The sequence below is a fragment of the Sinomonas gamaensis genome, assembly GCF_005876955.1.
Classification (GTDB): domain Bacteria; phylum Actinomycetota; class Actinomycetes; order Actinomycetales; family Micrococcaceae; genus Sinomonas; species Sinomonas gamaensis.
In genome coordinates, this window is sequence record NZ_SSCL01000003.1 from 55,651 (window position 1) to 69,668 (window position 14,018).

Annotated in this window: 12 protein-coding genes; 3 read left to right on the top strand and 9 right to left on the bottom strand. The window is 67.6% G+C overall.

Annotation, left to right across the window (positions count from 1 at the left end; genetic code table 11):
* The first annotated feature begins 46 nt into the window (after positions 1-46).
* Complete coding sequence (locus E5679_RS21170; protein WP_249335965.1) at positions 47-538, top strand: Rv3235 family protein; 492 nt, start codon at positions 47-49, stop codon at positions 536-538.
* A gap of 7 nt (positions 539-545) precedes the next feature.
* Here E5679_RS21170 and secA read toward each other — a convergent pair whose 3' ends face one another.
* The 7 genes from secA to mtrA all read right to left on the bottom strand — a co-directional run bounded on the left by secA (position 546) and on the right by mtrA (position 10,752).
* Positions 546-3,275 (bottom strand): preprotein translocase subunit SecA, encoded by a 2,730-nt coding sequence (gene secA, locus E5679_RS05045; protein ID WP_138413998.1) that lies wholly within the window; start codon positions 3,273-3,275, stop codon positions 546-548.
* A 61-nt stretch (positions 3,276-3,336) separates the two neighbouring features.
* Positions 3,337-4,605 (bottom strand): winged helix-turn-helix domain-containing protein, encoded by a 1,269-nt coding sequence (locus E5679_RS05050; protein WP_138413999.1) that lies wholly within the window; start codon positions 4,603-4,605, stop codon positions 3,337-3,339.
* A 47-nt stretch (positions 4,606-4,652) separates the two neighbouring features.
* On the bottom strand, positions 4,653-5,384 hold the full coding sequence (hpf, locus tag E5679_RS05055) for a ribosome hibernation-promoting factor, HPF/YfiA family (RefSeq protein ID WP_138414000.1): 732 nt from the start codon (positions 5,382-5,384) through the stop codon (positions 4,653-4,655).
* A gap of 169 nt (positions 5,385-5,553) precedes the next feature.
* Positions 5,554-6,435: a ComF family protein gene (locus E5679_RS05060; protein ID WP_138414001.1), complete on the bottom strand. Its 882-nt coding sequence runs from the start codon at positions 6,433-6,435 to the stop codon at positions 5,554-5,556.
* Between the two features lie 96 nt (positions 6,436-6,531).
* Positions 6,532-8,277 carry an LpqB family beta-propeller domain-containing protein gene (locus E5679_RS05065; RefSeq protein WP_138414002.1) on the bottom strand — a complete coding sequence of 582 codons (1,746 nt, stop codon included), beginning with the start codon at positions 8,275-8,277 and terminating at the stop codon, positions 6,532-6,534.
* A complete protein-coding gene (gene mtrB, locus E5679_RS05070) occupies positions 8,274-10,061 on the bottom strand; it encodes an MtrAB system histidine kinase MtrB (protein WP_249335966.1) in 1,788 nt (595 codons plus the stop codon). The genes E5679_RS05065 and mtrB overlap by 4 nt, the downstream gene beginning before the upstream one ends.
* 16 nt (positions 10,062-10,077) lie before the next feature.
* Entirely contained in the window at positions 10,078-10,752 is a 675-nt protein-coding gene (gene mtrA / locus E5679_RS05075) for an MtrAB system response regulator MtrA (protein ID WP_138414003.1), read from the bottom strand.
* A gap of 123 nt (positions 10,753-10,875) precedes the next feature.
* Between mtrA and E5679_RS05080 the strand changes: the two genes are divergently transcribed.
* Positions 10,876-11,763: a cytochrome c oxidase assembly protein gene (locus E5679_RS05080; protein ID WP_138414004.1), complete on the top strand. Its 888-nt coding sequence runs from the start codon at positions 10,876-10,878 to the stop codon at positions 11,761-11,763.
* 12 nt (positions 11,764-11,775) lie between these two features.
* Here the strand turns inward: E5679_RS05080 and E5679_RS05085 are convergent, their stop codons facing one another.
* Entirely contained in the window at positions 11,776-12,792 is a 1,017-nt protein-coding gene (locus E5679_RS05085) for a uroporphyrinogen decarboxylase/cobalamine-independent methonine synthase family protein (RefSeq protein ID WP_138414005.1), read from the bottom strand.
* A 4-nt stretch (positions 12,793-12,796) separates the two neighbouring features.
* Positions 12,797-13,219, bottom strand: coding sequence for a chorismate mutase (locus E5679_RS05090; protein ID WP_138414006.1), 423 nt, complete (start codon positions 13,217-13,219; stop codon positions 12,797-12,799).
* Positions 13,220-13,282: 63 nt separating this feature from the next.
* On the opposite strand from E5679_RS05090, the gene E5679_RS05095 reads away from it, so the two are divergent.
* Complete coding sequence (locus E5679_RS05095) at positions 13,283-13,936, top strand: NADPH-dependent F420 reductase (RefSeq protein ID WP_138414007.1); 654 nt, start codon at positions 13,283-13,285, stop codon at positions 13,934-13,936.
* Positions 13,937-14,018: the final 82 nt, after the last annotated feature.

Below are 14,018 nucleotides of genomic sequence, written 5' to 3' on the forward strand. Positions count from 1 at the left end.
TGGACCCCACGGCTCAGTTCCCGCCTTAAACAGAAGGATCACAGCCATGAACGAAAATCCACGTCTCGTCCTTCACCGCGGATCGCTCTCCGAGGCCGGCGCCCTGGGAGTTGAAGGCTCGTCGGCACTCGCGCTCCCCGTCGAAGCCGCCGAACCACTGCAACTGCACAGCATCGGGTCTGCGGCGGAGCAGAAGTGGGTCGCGCAGCTCGCAGGACGCATCACGAGTGCCGCGATCGAGGTCCTCGCAGGCCGCCGCCCAGTCCAACAGCTCGCCCGCTGGCTCGACAGAGACGTCCTTGCGACGCTTCAGCTGCGCGCTCGGCTCAGTCGCGCCGAAGGGGCCGGCCGTTCCGGAAAGTTGGCACTCGTTCACCGCGGAGCGAGTCTCGTCTCATCACGAGCCATGATGGTCCAGCCCGGTATCTACGAGGCTTCGGCCGTCGTCTCCGACCGGGTGCGCTGCCGGGCCGTAGCGCTCCGCCTCGAGCAGGTCCGCGACTCCGGGTGGCGAGTGACGGCACTCGAAATCGGCTGAGTCCTTCTCAGCGGCGACGGTTCTTGGCCCGACGGGGCGCCTGCTGCTGCCCGTTGCCAGCCGGACCCGTGGCGTCCTTGCGCGTACCCCGCGAACCATTCTGCGCGGTCTTGGCGGACCTCGCCTGCTCGATGTGTGTCTCCGTGCTCCCGTCCTCGGCGGGCGCGGTGTATTGGAGCTGGGTGGGCTGCGCCGGGGCCTCGAGGCCAGGCGCCGGCGGTTGGCCGGCTTCGACGGTCGCCTCCGCAGGCTGCACCTCAAGGTTGTACAGGAAGGCGACGGACTCCTCCCGAATGCCCTCCATCATCGCCTGGAACATGCCGTAGCCCTCACGCTGGTATTCGACAAGAGGATCGCGCTGGGCCATCGCCCGAAGGCCAATGCCCTCCTTGAGATAGTCCATCTCGTAGAGGTGTTCCTGCCACTTGCGGCCGATGACCGAGAGGACGACGCGCCGTTCGAGTTCTCGCATCGTCTCCGAACCGATCTGCTCCTCACGCCGCTGGTACACAAGCTTGGCGTCGGAGAGGATCTCCTCCTTCAGCATCTCCACAGTCACCCGCGACTTGCCGCCGGCCTCTTCGATGATGTCCTGGGGGGTGATCGTGGTGGGGTACAGCGTGCGGAGGTTGTTCCACAGCCCGTGGAAGTCCCAGTCGTCGCCATTCCCCTCTGCTGTGGCGGAATCGATCATCGCGGTGAGGGTGTCCTCGATGAAGAACTGGACCTTCTCGTGGAGGTCATCTCCCTCGAGAATCCGCCGCCGATCGCCGTAGATGGCCTCGCGCTGGCGGTTGAGGACGTCGTCATACTTGAGCACGTTCTTACGTTGCTCGGCGTTCCGGCTCTCCACCTGCGCCTGGGCAGACTGGATAGCGCGGGAGACAAGCTTCGACTCGAGCGGGGTCTCGTCGGGCAGGCTGCTCGCCATGAGGCGCTCGGCCCCGCCCGTGCCAAAGAGGCGCATCAGATCGTCGGTCAGCGAGAGGTAGAAGCGAGACTCGCCCGGATCGCCCTGGCGGCCGGAGCGACCACGCAGCTGGTTGTCGATGCGGCGGGATTCGTGCCGCTCCGTTCCGAGGACGTAGAGGCCACCAAGCTCGAGGACCTCCTCGTGCTCGGCCTTGACCGCCTCCTGGGCGGCTGCGAGCGCTGCCGGCCACGCGGTCTCGTAGGCTTCCGAATCCTGTTCTGGATCAAGGCCCCGCGCGGCGAGGTCTGCAACGGCCATGAACTCCGCGTTCCCGCCGAGCATGATGTCGGTGCCACGGCCAGCCATGTTGGTGGCCACCGTGACGGCTCCCTTGCGACCGGCCTGGGCCACGATCGCAGCCTCGCGCGCGTGGTTCTTGGCGTTGAGCACCTCGTGCCGGACGCCCGCCTTCGCCAGCGCCTGGGAGAGGTATTCGCTCTTCTCGACGCTCGTCGTGCCCACGAGCACCGGCTGGCCCTTGGCGTTGCGGCGTGAGATGTCCTTCACGACCGCCTCGAACTTCACTACCTCGTTCTTGTAGACGAGGTCCGGCTGATCCTCACGCGCCATGGGCTTGTTGGTCGGAATCGGGACGACGCCGAGCTTGTAGGTGCTCATGAACTCGGCCGCCTCGGTCTCGGCCGTGCCGGTCATGCCGGAGAGCTTTTCGTAAAGGCGGAAGTAGTTCTGGAGCGTGATCGTGGCGAGAGTCTGATTCTCGGCCTTGATCTCCACGCCTTCCTTGGCTTCGATCGCCTGGTGCATGCCCTCGTTGTAGCGCCGTCCGGGGAGGATGCGCCCCGTGTGCTCGTCGACGATCAGCACCTCGCCGTCGAGGACGACGTAGTCCTTGTCCCGCTTGAACAGCTCCTTGGCCTTGATGGCGTTGTTGAGGAAGCCGATGAGGGGCGTGTTCGCAGACTCGTAGAGGTTGTGGATGCCGAGGTAGTCCTCGACCTTCTCGATGCCCGGCTCGAGGACGCCGACGGTGCGCTTCTTCTCGTCCACCTCGTAGTCGCCCTCGCCGAGGCGCAGCGCGATCTTGGCGAACTCGGAGTACCACCGGTTGGCATCGCCCTGAGCAGGACCCGAGATGATGAGCGGCGTGCGGGCCTCGTCGATCAGAATCGAGTCGACCTCGTCCACGATCGCGAAGTGGTGGCCGCGCTGGACCAGCTCATTCTTGTCCCACGCCATGTTGTCGCGGAGGTAGTCAAAGCCGAACTCGTTGTTCGTCCCGTAGGTGATGTCGGCGTCGTACTGCTTTTTGCGCGCCGCGGGATCCATGCTCGAGAGGATGCAGCCGCTGGACACGCCGAGGAAGCGGAAGACCCGGCCCATGAGCTCGGACTGGTACTCGGCGAGGTAGTCGTTGACCGTGACCACGTGCACGCCTTTGCCGCCCAAGGCGTTCAGGTACGCGGGCGCGGTCGCGACGAGCGTCTTGCCCTCGCCGGTCTTCATCTCGGCGATGTTGCCGAGGTGCAGGGCCGCGCCGCCCATGAGCTGCACGTCGAAGTGGCGCATGCCCAAAGTGCGTCCCGCTGCCTCGCGGACGGCGGCGAAGGCTTCCGGGAGGAGATCGTCCAGCTTCTCGCCATCCCCGTGGCGTGCCCTGAGCCGGTCGGTTTCCTCGCGCAGCTCTGCGTCCGTGAACCCCTTGAACTCCTCTTCGAGCGCATTCGTCGCATCGACATAGACGCGCAGCTGCTTCAGGATCCGGCGGTCGCCGGTCCGGAGGAGTTTCTCGAGAAGGTTTGCCACGTGGCTTTCGCTCCCTTGTCAATGGCGTACGCAGCAGCGCGAGTGCTGCAGCGGGCGGCTTTCAGTCTACGGGAGACACGCGCGGCGGCGTATCCGGGTTCCCCAGCCGGCGGGGCCTCAGAGAGCGGGCGACGGCGCCGGCGAGCCCTCCGTCGTCGGCGATCCGGACGTCGTCGAGCTCGAGCCAGTCCGCGAGCAGCCGCAGCTCGTCGGCGAGCTCGACCGGGGTGCCGAGCGGTGCGTCGGGTTCAGCATGGATCGCATGCACGAGCAGCGCACCGCCGGCGCGATCGGCCTTGAGGTCGACGCGTGCCACCATGGCGTCGCCGAGGAGGAAGGGAAGCACGTAATACCCGTATCGACGCCGCTCCGAGGGTGTGTAGATCTCCAGGCGATAGTGGAACCCGAAGAGGCGCTCGAGCCGCCGCCGCTCGAACACGAGTGAATCGAAGGGGCTCAGCAATGCGCGTCCCCGTGCAGCGCGAGGGATTCGGGTGCCCGCATGCAGGTAGGCCGTCCCCGACCAATGGTGGACCTGCACAGGCTCAGCGTCGCCGAGCCGGACAAGCTCGGCGAGCGCCGACTCCGTCGCCTTCATCGGGAGGCGGAAATAGTCGGCGAAGCAGCGGACGGTGCCGATTCCGTGCGCCTGCAGGGCAGCCCGGGTCAGCAGAAGCGCGGCTGACTCCCGATCTAGCGGTTCCTCGCCCGCCGCGGCGGCAATGACGCGCTGGGGCATGACGTCGGCGGTGAGGGCGTAGCGCCGCTCGAAGGACGGCGTGCGGCTCGCCGAACTGACGATGCCCTGTTCGAAGAGGTCGCCGACCACGCGCTTCACGGCGTTCCAGTTCCAGCCCCAATTGTCGTTGCGGCGCTCTTCGACGTGGCCCAGGCGCTGGGTCAGCTGCGCCGCGGTGAGAGGACGGCTCGATGAGAGGACGTGAAGGATGCGCTCCGCCAGGTCGTCGCGTACCTCAGGATCGAGCCCGGCAGCGCCGACCCAGCTCCGCTTCTGCCACAGTCGGAGGGCCTCGAAGTGCTCGGGCTTGATGAAGCTCGCCTCGTGGGCCCAATACTCGACCATTCGCCGTGGGCTCCGAGACGACATCCGGTCGAGAATGTCCCGATCGTACGCTCCGAGGCGCGAGAAGAACGGAAGGTAGTGGCTCCTCACGAGCACGTTGACCGAGTCGATCTGAACCAGCTGGAGCTGGTCAAAGACGCGGCCCACCGCCCTCGCTGTGGCGGGGGCGGCGGGCCGTGGGCCAATGAGTCCTTGTGCTGAGAGGGCGATGCGTCGGGCCTGCGCGAGGCTCAGGGCAGCGCCCACTGCTTCTCTCCCTTTCTCCCCGCGGGGGGAGGTTCCCGTCGGGGCCGTCAGGAGACGACGGCCCCTTCATCGTTGGAACGGTAGGCCAGGATGCGGTCCTCAACCGCTGCGTTGCCTGGTTCGCAGGCCTGATCGAGACTGATGACGCCATAGGTCCATCCGCGGCGACGGTACACCACAGACGGGGTGTTCGTCTCCGCATCGATGAACAGGTAGAAATCGTGGCCGAGGAGCTCCATGTTGTCGACGGCGTCGTCGAGCGTCAGAGTCGCCGCTGGAAACACCTTGCGGCGGATCAGCACGGGCGAATCGCCTGCTGGAATGTCGTTTTCGATCTCATAGGGTGATGTGGTTTCTGGCTCCGAGGAGTGGTTCGACGCCTCGAGCGCGTGCTCCGCGTAGATCGGCGTGGCCCCGCTGACAACAGGGAGAGACGCCGTGGCCGTCTTGACTGCAACCGGAGCGTGCTTGCCGTGATGGACCTTCCGCCTGTCCTTTGCCCTCCTCAGCCGTTCAAGGAGCTTTCCATAGGCGAGGTCGAAGGCCGCGAACTTGTCCGGGGCCGTCGCCTCGGCGCGGATGACGGGCCCGCGCCCTGTCACCGTCAGTTCGACAGTGAGCTGATCGCCTCCCGACCGGGTGCTGGTCTGCTTGGAGCACTTGGCGTCAACCCTCTGCACCTTGTCAGCGAGATTCTCGATCTTCTCGATCTTCTCGGTGGCGTACTCGCGGAACCGGTCCGACACAGTCAGGTTGCGCCCGCTGATCTTGAACTCCATGGTGCCCTCCAGAGACTACTTCGGTCAGCTCGACTGAGACTCAAAGGGGCTACTGCATGACAGTCGAGCCCCTTTCCTGAGCCGCTATCGAGAGGTTCCCCTCATCCTGGAACCCACTACCGACGTTAGTTGATCGTCATCGAATGCACACCCCTTCTTGTCCTTCAATTCACTTGATGTCGGCCTTTTGTTCCTCGGCATGCTCAGCGGCGGGTGCCTGTACTGCTGCGATCACGGCTGCTCCAAGGACGACGGCGCCCGCCTCCTCGAGCGCCCTCGCCGCCTCGCGCAGTGTGGAACCGGTGGTGAGGACGTCGTCGACGAGGACGACGGGCCGACCACGCAGGGTGCATCTATGCTGCCGGCTCCAAGGGCTTCCCCTCTCCCGTGCGACGAGGCTCCCGGCGAGCCTTGCCCGGCGCTCTCCCCGACCGAGTCCCTTCTGCCCACCGCTCCCGGAAGCCGCCAGAGCAAGCCCCGGTAGCACCCGTGACCATCCGCGCCGCCTCTTCACAAGACCATGGAAGACTCGGGTGCCCGGCGGAGACAGGCGGTGGCGCACGAGCCAGCGGAGGAGGTCGGCGAGGGGATCGAACCCGCGCCGCACGTAGGCTGCAGAGCTCGTGGGGACGGGGACGAGAAGCACCTCCCGCTCCCCCCTCCGGGGACTACCGACGGCGGAACGGAGCGAGCGCCCTAGCGCGCAGCCCAGTTCCACGCGAAGCCGCGGAGCACCGTGCCTTTTGTAGGCGAGCAGTGCCTGCGAGAGCTCGGCCCCATACGTTCCCGCCGCCACAGCGGCAAGGAGGACGCCGCCGTCGTGCTCGACGAGCGCGGGAGCGCGCTGCTCGCAGCGCGCGGGCTGCGCAGTCGCGCCGCGCAAGGCCCCTGCGCAGCGGGGACACAGCACGGAATCCGGCAGCCCGCACGACGCGCACTCGACAGGGACGATGAGCGAGAGGACCCCCGAGAGCGCCGCACCGGCCTCCGAGAGAAGCCGCCGCCATCCGCGGAGCCTGGCGACGTGACGAGACGTGGACGCTGAATCCATGCTCTTCAGACTGCACCTCAGAGCACTCGTGGGCCTCTCCCAGCCTCTTCCATGTGGACGACACGCCCAATGAAAAAGTGTGGAGGACCAACGAGCTCAGCCGGCGAACCCGAGCTGGACGGCCCCCTTGCCCTGTTCGGTCCACGAAGTGCGGACGAGGAGATAGATCCCGTCGCGCGCCACGGCATAGATCGACTGGTCCCCGTTGCCGGCGGAGATCCACTGGATCCCGGTCAGCGAGGCAAGCTGCCGCGGCTCGCCCCCTTGGAGGCTCACGAGCTCCGGCGTGACGACATCGGTGGGAGACGTGCCGGAGACAACCACTGTCGACTCGTCGACCCACAGCGCGAGCTCCGGATTCTTCGCGGTGAGGGGAAGGGTGATCGGGGTCGTGAGAGATTGCGGCGCGCCGTCCTGTCCGCGCACAACGCCGGCAACCTGCAACAGGGACTGGCCATCCGCTTCAGAGAGGACGAGGGCGCGCACGCCATCGCGGGAGATCCGCAATGACGTCACGTTCCTCCCCGCCAGCCATGGAGCCGCCACCACAGTGTGCGGAACGGCAGCGTTCTGCGCAGTTCCCACCGGCCTGTAGGCCATGACCTCGGTTGCCCCGGTGGATCGCTGGGCGGCCGACCATACCCATTCGCTCGGACCGATCGATGGCGGCGTGAAGTGCTGGGCCGAATCGAGGAGCCGCTCGGGCTGACCCGGAACGATCGAGTGCAGCGCCCTCTCCCCGTCGCCGAGGAACGCGTAGACGTGCTGCGACGCGGCGGCGGCGGGGGCCGACGGATCGAGCGAGGAGACAGACGGGATGCCATCGATCTTGGAGGTCTGCTTCGAGCCGTACTGCACGATCTGGCCGTCGGCGATGCCCACCTGCCACGAGGGAACCTTGGGATCCACGAGCGGTTGCGCCTGACGCGGGGCCGACGGGTCCTCGATCGCGACCTCGGTTTGATTCGTGCGCAGCGCGACGGCCCCGACTGACGGCAGTGCCGACAGCGTGCGCACGAGTTGGCTGTGCATCCGCTGGCGATCGGTGAAGGAGGCATCGCGGAGCTCGGGAGTCAGGTCCACCTGGGCAACGTTCCCGACGATCGGCACGGACTCCCGCTCAAGCTTGATGCCGGGCGGAAATGCGCTCGCGACGGCGGACTTGAGATAGCCGGCCGGACCGGCGATGAGCGCGCTCACGAGCGACTTCGCGATTCCCGAATTGTCGATGAACCACCTCATGTCCGGGACGAGGACGCTGAACGCGGGATCGAAGAAGTAGACCGAGAACGGGCGGTAGAGGACCTTGAACGTCTCCTCGGGGATCACCGTCCCATCGGGAAGCTTCGAGAGCCGCCACTGACCGTCGACCTGGGTCACCTCGACCTCGATCGCCTGCCGCGTGCCCGGCGGGTACTGCGTCATGGTTCCGTCCTGATCCACCGAATACGCGACGTCGAGCTCATAGCGGTAGGCGTTGGGGCGCCCCGCCGAAACCACCGACGGGCTGCCGCGGTAGACGAGTGTCCGCTGGCTGGGCTTCCACGACACGGCGTTGGCGGGGGCGAGGAACTGGCGGGCCACCGTGAAGTCGTTCTGATACCCCGAGCCTGCGTTGAAGAAGCCCTCGATGATCGATTGCGGGGTGGCTCCGTTCTGGGGGCCCGGCGGGATGTACTGGGGGGCATTGCCGATCGCGGAGCCGCCGTCCTTGCTCGTGCCGACAGGTCCCGCCGTCGGGATCTGCGCACAGGCCGCCACGACGAGCAGGATCGCGATCGCAGCGGTGGCCAGCCGCAACGCCGGACGGAACCAGCGCTGCCGCGCGCGAACCCCGCTCACGGGGTCTCCTTGAGCAGAGACGACATGCCCACGACAATTCCCCGTGTCCCGCCCTCTGCCAGCGGAAGGCCGGCGGCACCGGGCTCGAGGGCAACTGGGGACTCGGCGATGGCCCCGCCTGCATGGAGCGGGAGCGTCAGGCGGAAGCAGGAGCCCTCTCCGCGCCGCCCCCAGGCCTGGAGCCACCCGTTGTGGAGCTTGACGTCCTCCGTTGCGATGGAGAGCCCGAGCCCGGAGCCGCCGGTCGTGCGGGCGCGGGCGGGGTCCGCCCTCCAGAAGCGGTCGAACACGCGCGCAGCCTCCGAGGGCGACATCCCGATGCCGTGGTCGCGGACTGCGACGCCGACGGCGTCCGCGTTCGCCGCGACGAAGATCTCCACCGGCCTGCCCTCTCCGTGCTCGAGGGCGTTCAGCAGGAGATTCCTCAGCACGCGCTCGATGCGACGTGCATCCATGTCCACCACGATGCTGCTGGTGCGCGAATACAATCGCACTTCCGAGCCGCAGGAGGCCGCGATGGGCGCGGCTGTGTCGATAACGCTGCGGACGACGGCGACCATGTCCTGAGGCTCGACGTCCAGCCGTGCCGCTCCCGCATCGAAGCGGGAGATCTCCAGGAGGTCATTGAGCAGCGCCTGGAAACGCTCGACCTGGTTGTAGAGCAGCTCGGCGGACCGCTTGTTGACCGGATCGAACTGGCCCCTCGCCTCATAGAGGACTTCGGCGGCCATCCGGACGGTCGTCAGCGGTGTCCGCAGCTCGTGGGAGACATCCGAGACGAAGCGCTGCTGCATCTGGGACAGCGTGGCGAGCTGGGTGATCTGCTCCTGGAGGCTCGCCGCCATGTGGTTGAACGACTTGGCGAGCCTTGCGACCTCGTCTTCTCCCTCGACCGCCATGCGCTCCTCGAGCTGGCCCGCGGCCAGCTTCTCGGACACTGAGGCCGCGTGGCTCACCGGGCTCACCACGCTGCGCGTGACGATCCACACAATGGCACCGATGAGGAGGATGAGGAAGACGCCGCCGAACCAGAGGACGCTCTGCATCTCATCCAGCGTCTCCTGTGCGGACTGGATGTCGTAGAGGAGGTACAGCTCGTAGACCGTGCCGCCGAACGTGACTTTGTTCCCGACGGCGATGGCCGGATGGGTCGTATTGTCCACGGTCAGCGGGATGGACTGCCAGAACTGCTGTGACTGCTGCGATCTTTCGACCGCCTCGCGAAGCGTCTGCGGTATGTCGTTCTCTGTGCGCAAGTAGGACGCCCGGCTGTCTACCCACCGGTTGCGCGGCTGGTCCTGGTTCGGGACGGCGAGGAACACGTACTGGCGCGGGGTGCCCGAGTCCCGCGCCTCAAGCGTTGCGAGCGTGTCGTTGACGAGCTTGAGGACGCCCTGCTGGTCCGTGACCTGCGCGCCGTCGAACGTCTCCTGGACCTGATTCACGCTCTGGCGGGTCTGGACCTCGGCTTGGGTCAGCCTCTCCTGGAACAGGCTGTTGGCCATCTGATTCGACAGGTAGACGCCGACGCCGAGAATTGAGACGCACGCGAGGACGAGAGTGACGAGGACCGTACGGAACTGGAGGGAGCGCCGCCAGCGCCGCGCGAAGGCACGCTGGACCCTGCGCGGCACACGCAGGCCAGTCCTGAGGCCTCGACGCGAGGCGCGCCGAAGCTTCGCCCCGGCGATGCCGGCGCGCCTCACGAATCGCCGCGCACGGCGGGCAGTTTCCCGGGCGACGACCCGCATCCGCTGCGCCGTACTGCCCTCTTGCTGGTCCATCACGTCCTCGGTCTGGTTAGCTCCCGGCCTTGTAGCCCACGCCGCGGACCGTCAGGACGATCTCGGGAGCCTCGGGATCCCTTTCGATCTTGGACCTGAGCCGCTGGACGTGGACGTTGACGAGCCGTGTATCGGCGGCGTGCCGATATCCCCAGACCTGTTCGAGGAGGAGCTCACGGGTGAAGACCTGCCAGGGCTTGCGGGCGAGCGCCACCAGAAGGTCGAACTCGAGGGGCGTCAGGGCGATCGGGGCCTCCCCGCGCTTGACCGTATGGCCCGCGACGTCGATCGTCACGTCGCCGATCCGCAGCGTCTCAGGGGTCTTCGCTTCGCCTGGACGAAGCCGGGCGCGAACGCGGGCGACGAGCTCAGCGGGCTTGAAAGGCTTCGGCACGTAGTCGTCAGCTCCGGATTCGAGGCCCCTCACCACATCCGAGGTGTCCGACTTTGCCGTGAGCATCACGATCGGGACGTCCGATTCGGAACGGATCCGTCGGCAGACCTCGATGCCGTCGAGGCCGGGCAGCATGAGGTCGAGCAGAACGAGATCCGGCTTCTGGGAACGGTAGATGTCCAGGGCCTGCGCCCCATCGGCGCAGAAGACCGGTTCGAATCCGTCATTGCGGAGCACAATGCCGATCATCTCGGCGAGAGCCTCGTCGTCGTCCACTACCAGAATGCGTGCCTTCATGCCTTCCACTCTCCCGCACGTTGGGCCGCGAGGCGTTCGCGGCACGCCCGCCCGTGCGTTGTTCCATTCTAGTCGCCGCATGCTTTCGGGCTGCTCCCAGCCGATGGGCCTAGACTGCGCCGGGTGCCGCCCTTTTCCGTCCTTCTGGGCACCTTCCGCCCCGACCCCGCAGCCCTCGCCCTGACGGTGGCCGCGGCCCTGCTGTACGCCGTCGGTCTCGTCGCCTCCCGCCGCCGCGGGACACGCTGGCCAGTCTGGCGCGCCCTCTGCTTCTACCTCCTCGGCCTCGCACCCTACGTGGCTCTCACCTGCGGCTTCACGGGTGCCTTCGGGGACCAGCTGAGGTGGGCCTTCACGCTCAAGACGGCACTCCTGTTCTTCGTGGTCCCGCTCCTCGCCGGGCTCGGGCGCCCGCTCGGCCTCGCGAGGGCAGCCCTCGCAGACCACCACCGGCTCCGGCTGGACCGGGTCATGGAGAGCCGGGCCGTCCGGATCCTCGGGAACGCCTTCGTGGCCCCCATCCTCGGGCTCGTGTTCTTCGGAACGTTCCTCACGCCCCTGCTCGCCGTGTACCGCGCGAATCCCGTCGTGAGCGGGATCCTGAGCATCGCGGTCCCCCTCGTGGGGCTTCTCCTGGCGCTTCCCATGGTGGAGGCAGAGGGATTCCAGCGGACCTCGAGCTTCATCCTGCTCGAGTTCGTGTACGTGTTCATCGAGCTGCTCGCCGACGCCGTTCCCGGGATCGCGCTCCGGCTCAACGGGACCGTGCTCGACGGTTCCACCTCGTGGCCCTCTGGAGTGCCGGCCTGGTTCCCGTCACCCCTCCGGGACCAGCAGCTCGCCGGCGACATCCTGTGGTTCATCGCCGAAATCGTGGACCTGCCACTCATCATTCTCATGTTCGTGCGCTTCAGCCGGAGCGATCGGCACGAAGCTCGCGGATTCGACGAGCTCAGCGACGAGGAGATGGACGCCCTCACCCGCGCCCACCTCCGGCAGCGGGGGGAATGAGCGGTTGGGCGGTCAGCCGAAGGCGAGCTGGTTCACCGCGTCGGCGAGCTTGACCGTCCGGGCGAGGGCCGCCGTCGCCCGCTCCGGCGTGAGGGAGGCGAGGCTCTCAGCGGGGGTGACGCGCACCGCGCCGAGCTGACGCTCTGGCAGCCCGAGCTGGCGCCACGGGCGAAGGAGCGATTCCGCGATGTCCGCGGTGCGCATCGACGGGGGCGGCGCGAGCGGTACGACGCCGAGCCAGAGGTGCTTCCCGGACTCCACGGCCTCCGCGAGCCGTTCCCACTGCGGGACGGTCAGTGACGGCGCCGGGAGGGCGACGCCGTCGGCCCCCGCCTCGAGCACTCCGTCTATCGGTGCCTCCCACGCGTCGAGGTGAACGAGGACCTGCTCGGCCCCCGCCTCCCGGAGCGCGTCGATCACACTTTCCCAGGCGGTCCTCGCCTCGGCCGCGGGGAGGGATCGAATCGTCCGATAGCCGCTCGCTGTCGGCAGGAGCCCGGCGAGCACCCGAGCGGCATCCGGCTCGGCCAGCTGCACGGCGAGTCGTGCCCCCGGCGCCGCCACACGCACCCGCGCGACGAATTCCGCCACCCCCGCTGCGAACGACTGGGCGATGTCCCGGCGGGCGCCGGCGTCGGCGAGCGCACGCTCGCCGTTGTGGAGGTAGAGGCCCGCCATGAGGCTGAGGGGTCCGAGGAGGCGGACCTGGAGCTCCTCCGCGCTCCTCTCCTCGGAGCCCACGACGTCCGCGAGCACGTTGAGGTCCGCTGAGAGGGCGGAGGCGGCGCGGGCCGCGTCGCGCCCGGGACGGTCCACGATGCGCCAGCCGTGAGGCTGGACGTCCGCGTGGAGGTCGACGAGGAGCGTGGCGGTACGCCCTACCGCATCCGAGCCGACGCCGCGGTCCGGAAGCTCCGCGAGGAACGGGAGATGCGGACTGCCCAGCTCGCCCCGGATCGCCTTCTCCGCCTCGACCGCGTCAGTTCCGGGCCACTCCCCGAGGGCGGTTGCGGTGACTTGGTAGGGCATCGCGCTACGCCTGACCCGCGTCGCCGTTCTGGCGCGCGTGATGATCCTCGGAGATCGCCTGATGATGCCGGATGACTTCGCTGATGATGAAGTTAAGGAACTTCTCCGCGAACGCCGGATCGAGCTGGGCCTCCTCTGCGAGGCGGCGGAGGCGCGCAATCTGGGCTGCTTCGCGGGTGGGGTCAGCCGGCGGGAGATGGTGCTTCGCCTTGAGCCAGCCCACCCGCTGGGTCACCTTGAAGCGCTCGGCCAGGAGATAGACGAGGGTGGCGTCGAAGTTGTCGATGCTCGAACGGATGGACAGCAGCTCCGCCATGACCTCCGGATCCACCTCGCCCTTGAGGGAGCTCGCGGTGGGGTCGTAGGCCTGTTCGGGGTGGGCCGCCTCGGCATCGGGGCGGGCGTCATCACGGTGCTGCTCGGTCATGGGTTTCAGTCTAGGGGCCGCGGCCCGTTGACCCGGCCGCGGTCGGCGCTGTAGGTCAGTCTCATGAAGATCGGCATGATCGGAAGCGGGTTCGTCGGCCGGACTCTAGGGGCCCGCTTCCGGGACCTCGGCCACGATGTGACAATCGGCTCGCGGGACGCGGCCAAGCCGGAGGCGGTCCAGTGGGCGGACGCGACCGGCGGGCGGGCCACGGACTTCGCGGGCGCGGCGGAGGACGGCGAACTGCTCGTCAACGCAACCCCGGGCACCGTCTCGCTCGACGTCCTCACGGAGATCGGCGCCGAGAGGCTTGACGGCAAGATCCTGTGGGACCTCTCCAACCCCCTCGACTTCTCGCGCGGCTTCCCGCCGTTCCTCTCCGTCGCCAATCAGGACAGCCTCGCCGAGCAGCTTCAGAGGGCCTTCCCTGCGGTTCGCATCGTCAAGGCGTTCAATACCGTGACCGTCACGGTGATGGTGGCGCCGGAGAAAGTGGGCGGCGGGGAGCACGACGTCTTCCTCGCCGGCAACGACGACGGCGCCAAGGCCCAGGTGCGCGCCCTGATCGAGGCGATGGGGTGGCGGGCGGAGAGAGTCCGCGACCTCGGCGGGCTCGACGGAGCCAGGGCTCTCGAGATGTACATGCCGCTGTGGCTCCGGCTCATGGGAACGCTCGGCACGGCGCAGTTCAACGTCCGGATCGTCGGCACTGAGTAGCAGCAAGCCAGCTGACGGCAAACGAACGACGACGGCGGCAGGGCGCCTGCCGCCGTCGTCGTCCTTAGGCAAGATATGCCTT

Coding starts and splice junctions, on each gene's coding strand:
- mtrB (WP_249335966.1), bottom strand. CDS start 10,061: ATGGACCAGCAAGAGGGCAGTACGGCGCAGCGGATGCGGGTCGTCGCC.
- E5679_RS05095 (WP_138414007.1), top strand. CDS start 13,283: ATGAAGATCGGCATGATCGGAAGCGGGTTCGTCGGCCGGACTCTAGGG.
- E5679_RS05060 (WP_138414001.1), bottom strand. CDS start 6,435: ATGGATTCAGCGTCCACGTCTCGTCACGTCGCCAGGCTCCGCGGATGG.
- E5679_RS05090 (WP_138414006.1), bottom strand. CDS start 13,219: ATGACCGAGCAGCACCGTGATGACGCCCGCCCCGATGCCGAGGCGGCC.
- E5679_RS05085 (WP_138414005.1), bottom strand. CDS start 12,792: ATGCCCTACCAAGTCACCGCAACCGCCCTCGGGGAGTGGCCCGGAACT.
- mtrA (WP_138414003.1), bottom strand. CDS start 10,752: ATGAAGGCACGCATTCTGGTAGTGGACGACGACGAGGCTCTCGCCGAG.
- hpf (WP_138414000.1), bottom strand. CDS start 5,384: ATGGAGTTCAAGATCAGCGGGCGCAACCTGACTGTGTCGGACCGGTTC.
- E5679_RS21170 (WP_249335965.1), top strand. CDS start 47: ATGAACGAAAATCCACGTCTCGTCCTTCACCGCGGATCGCTCTCCGAG.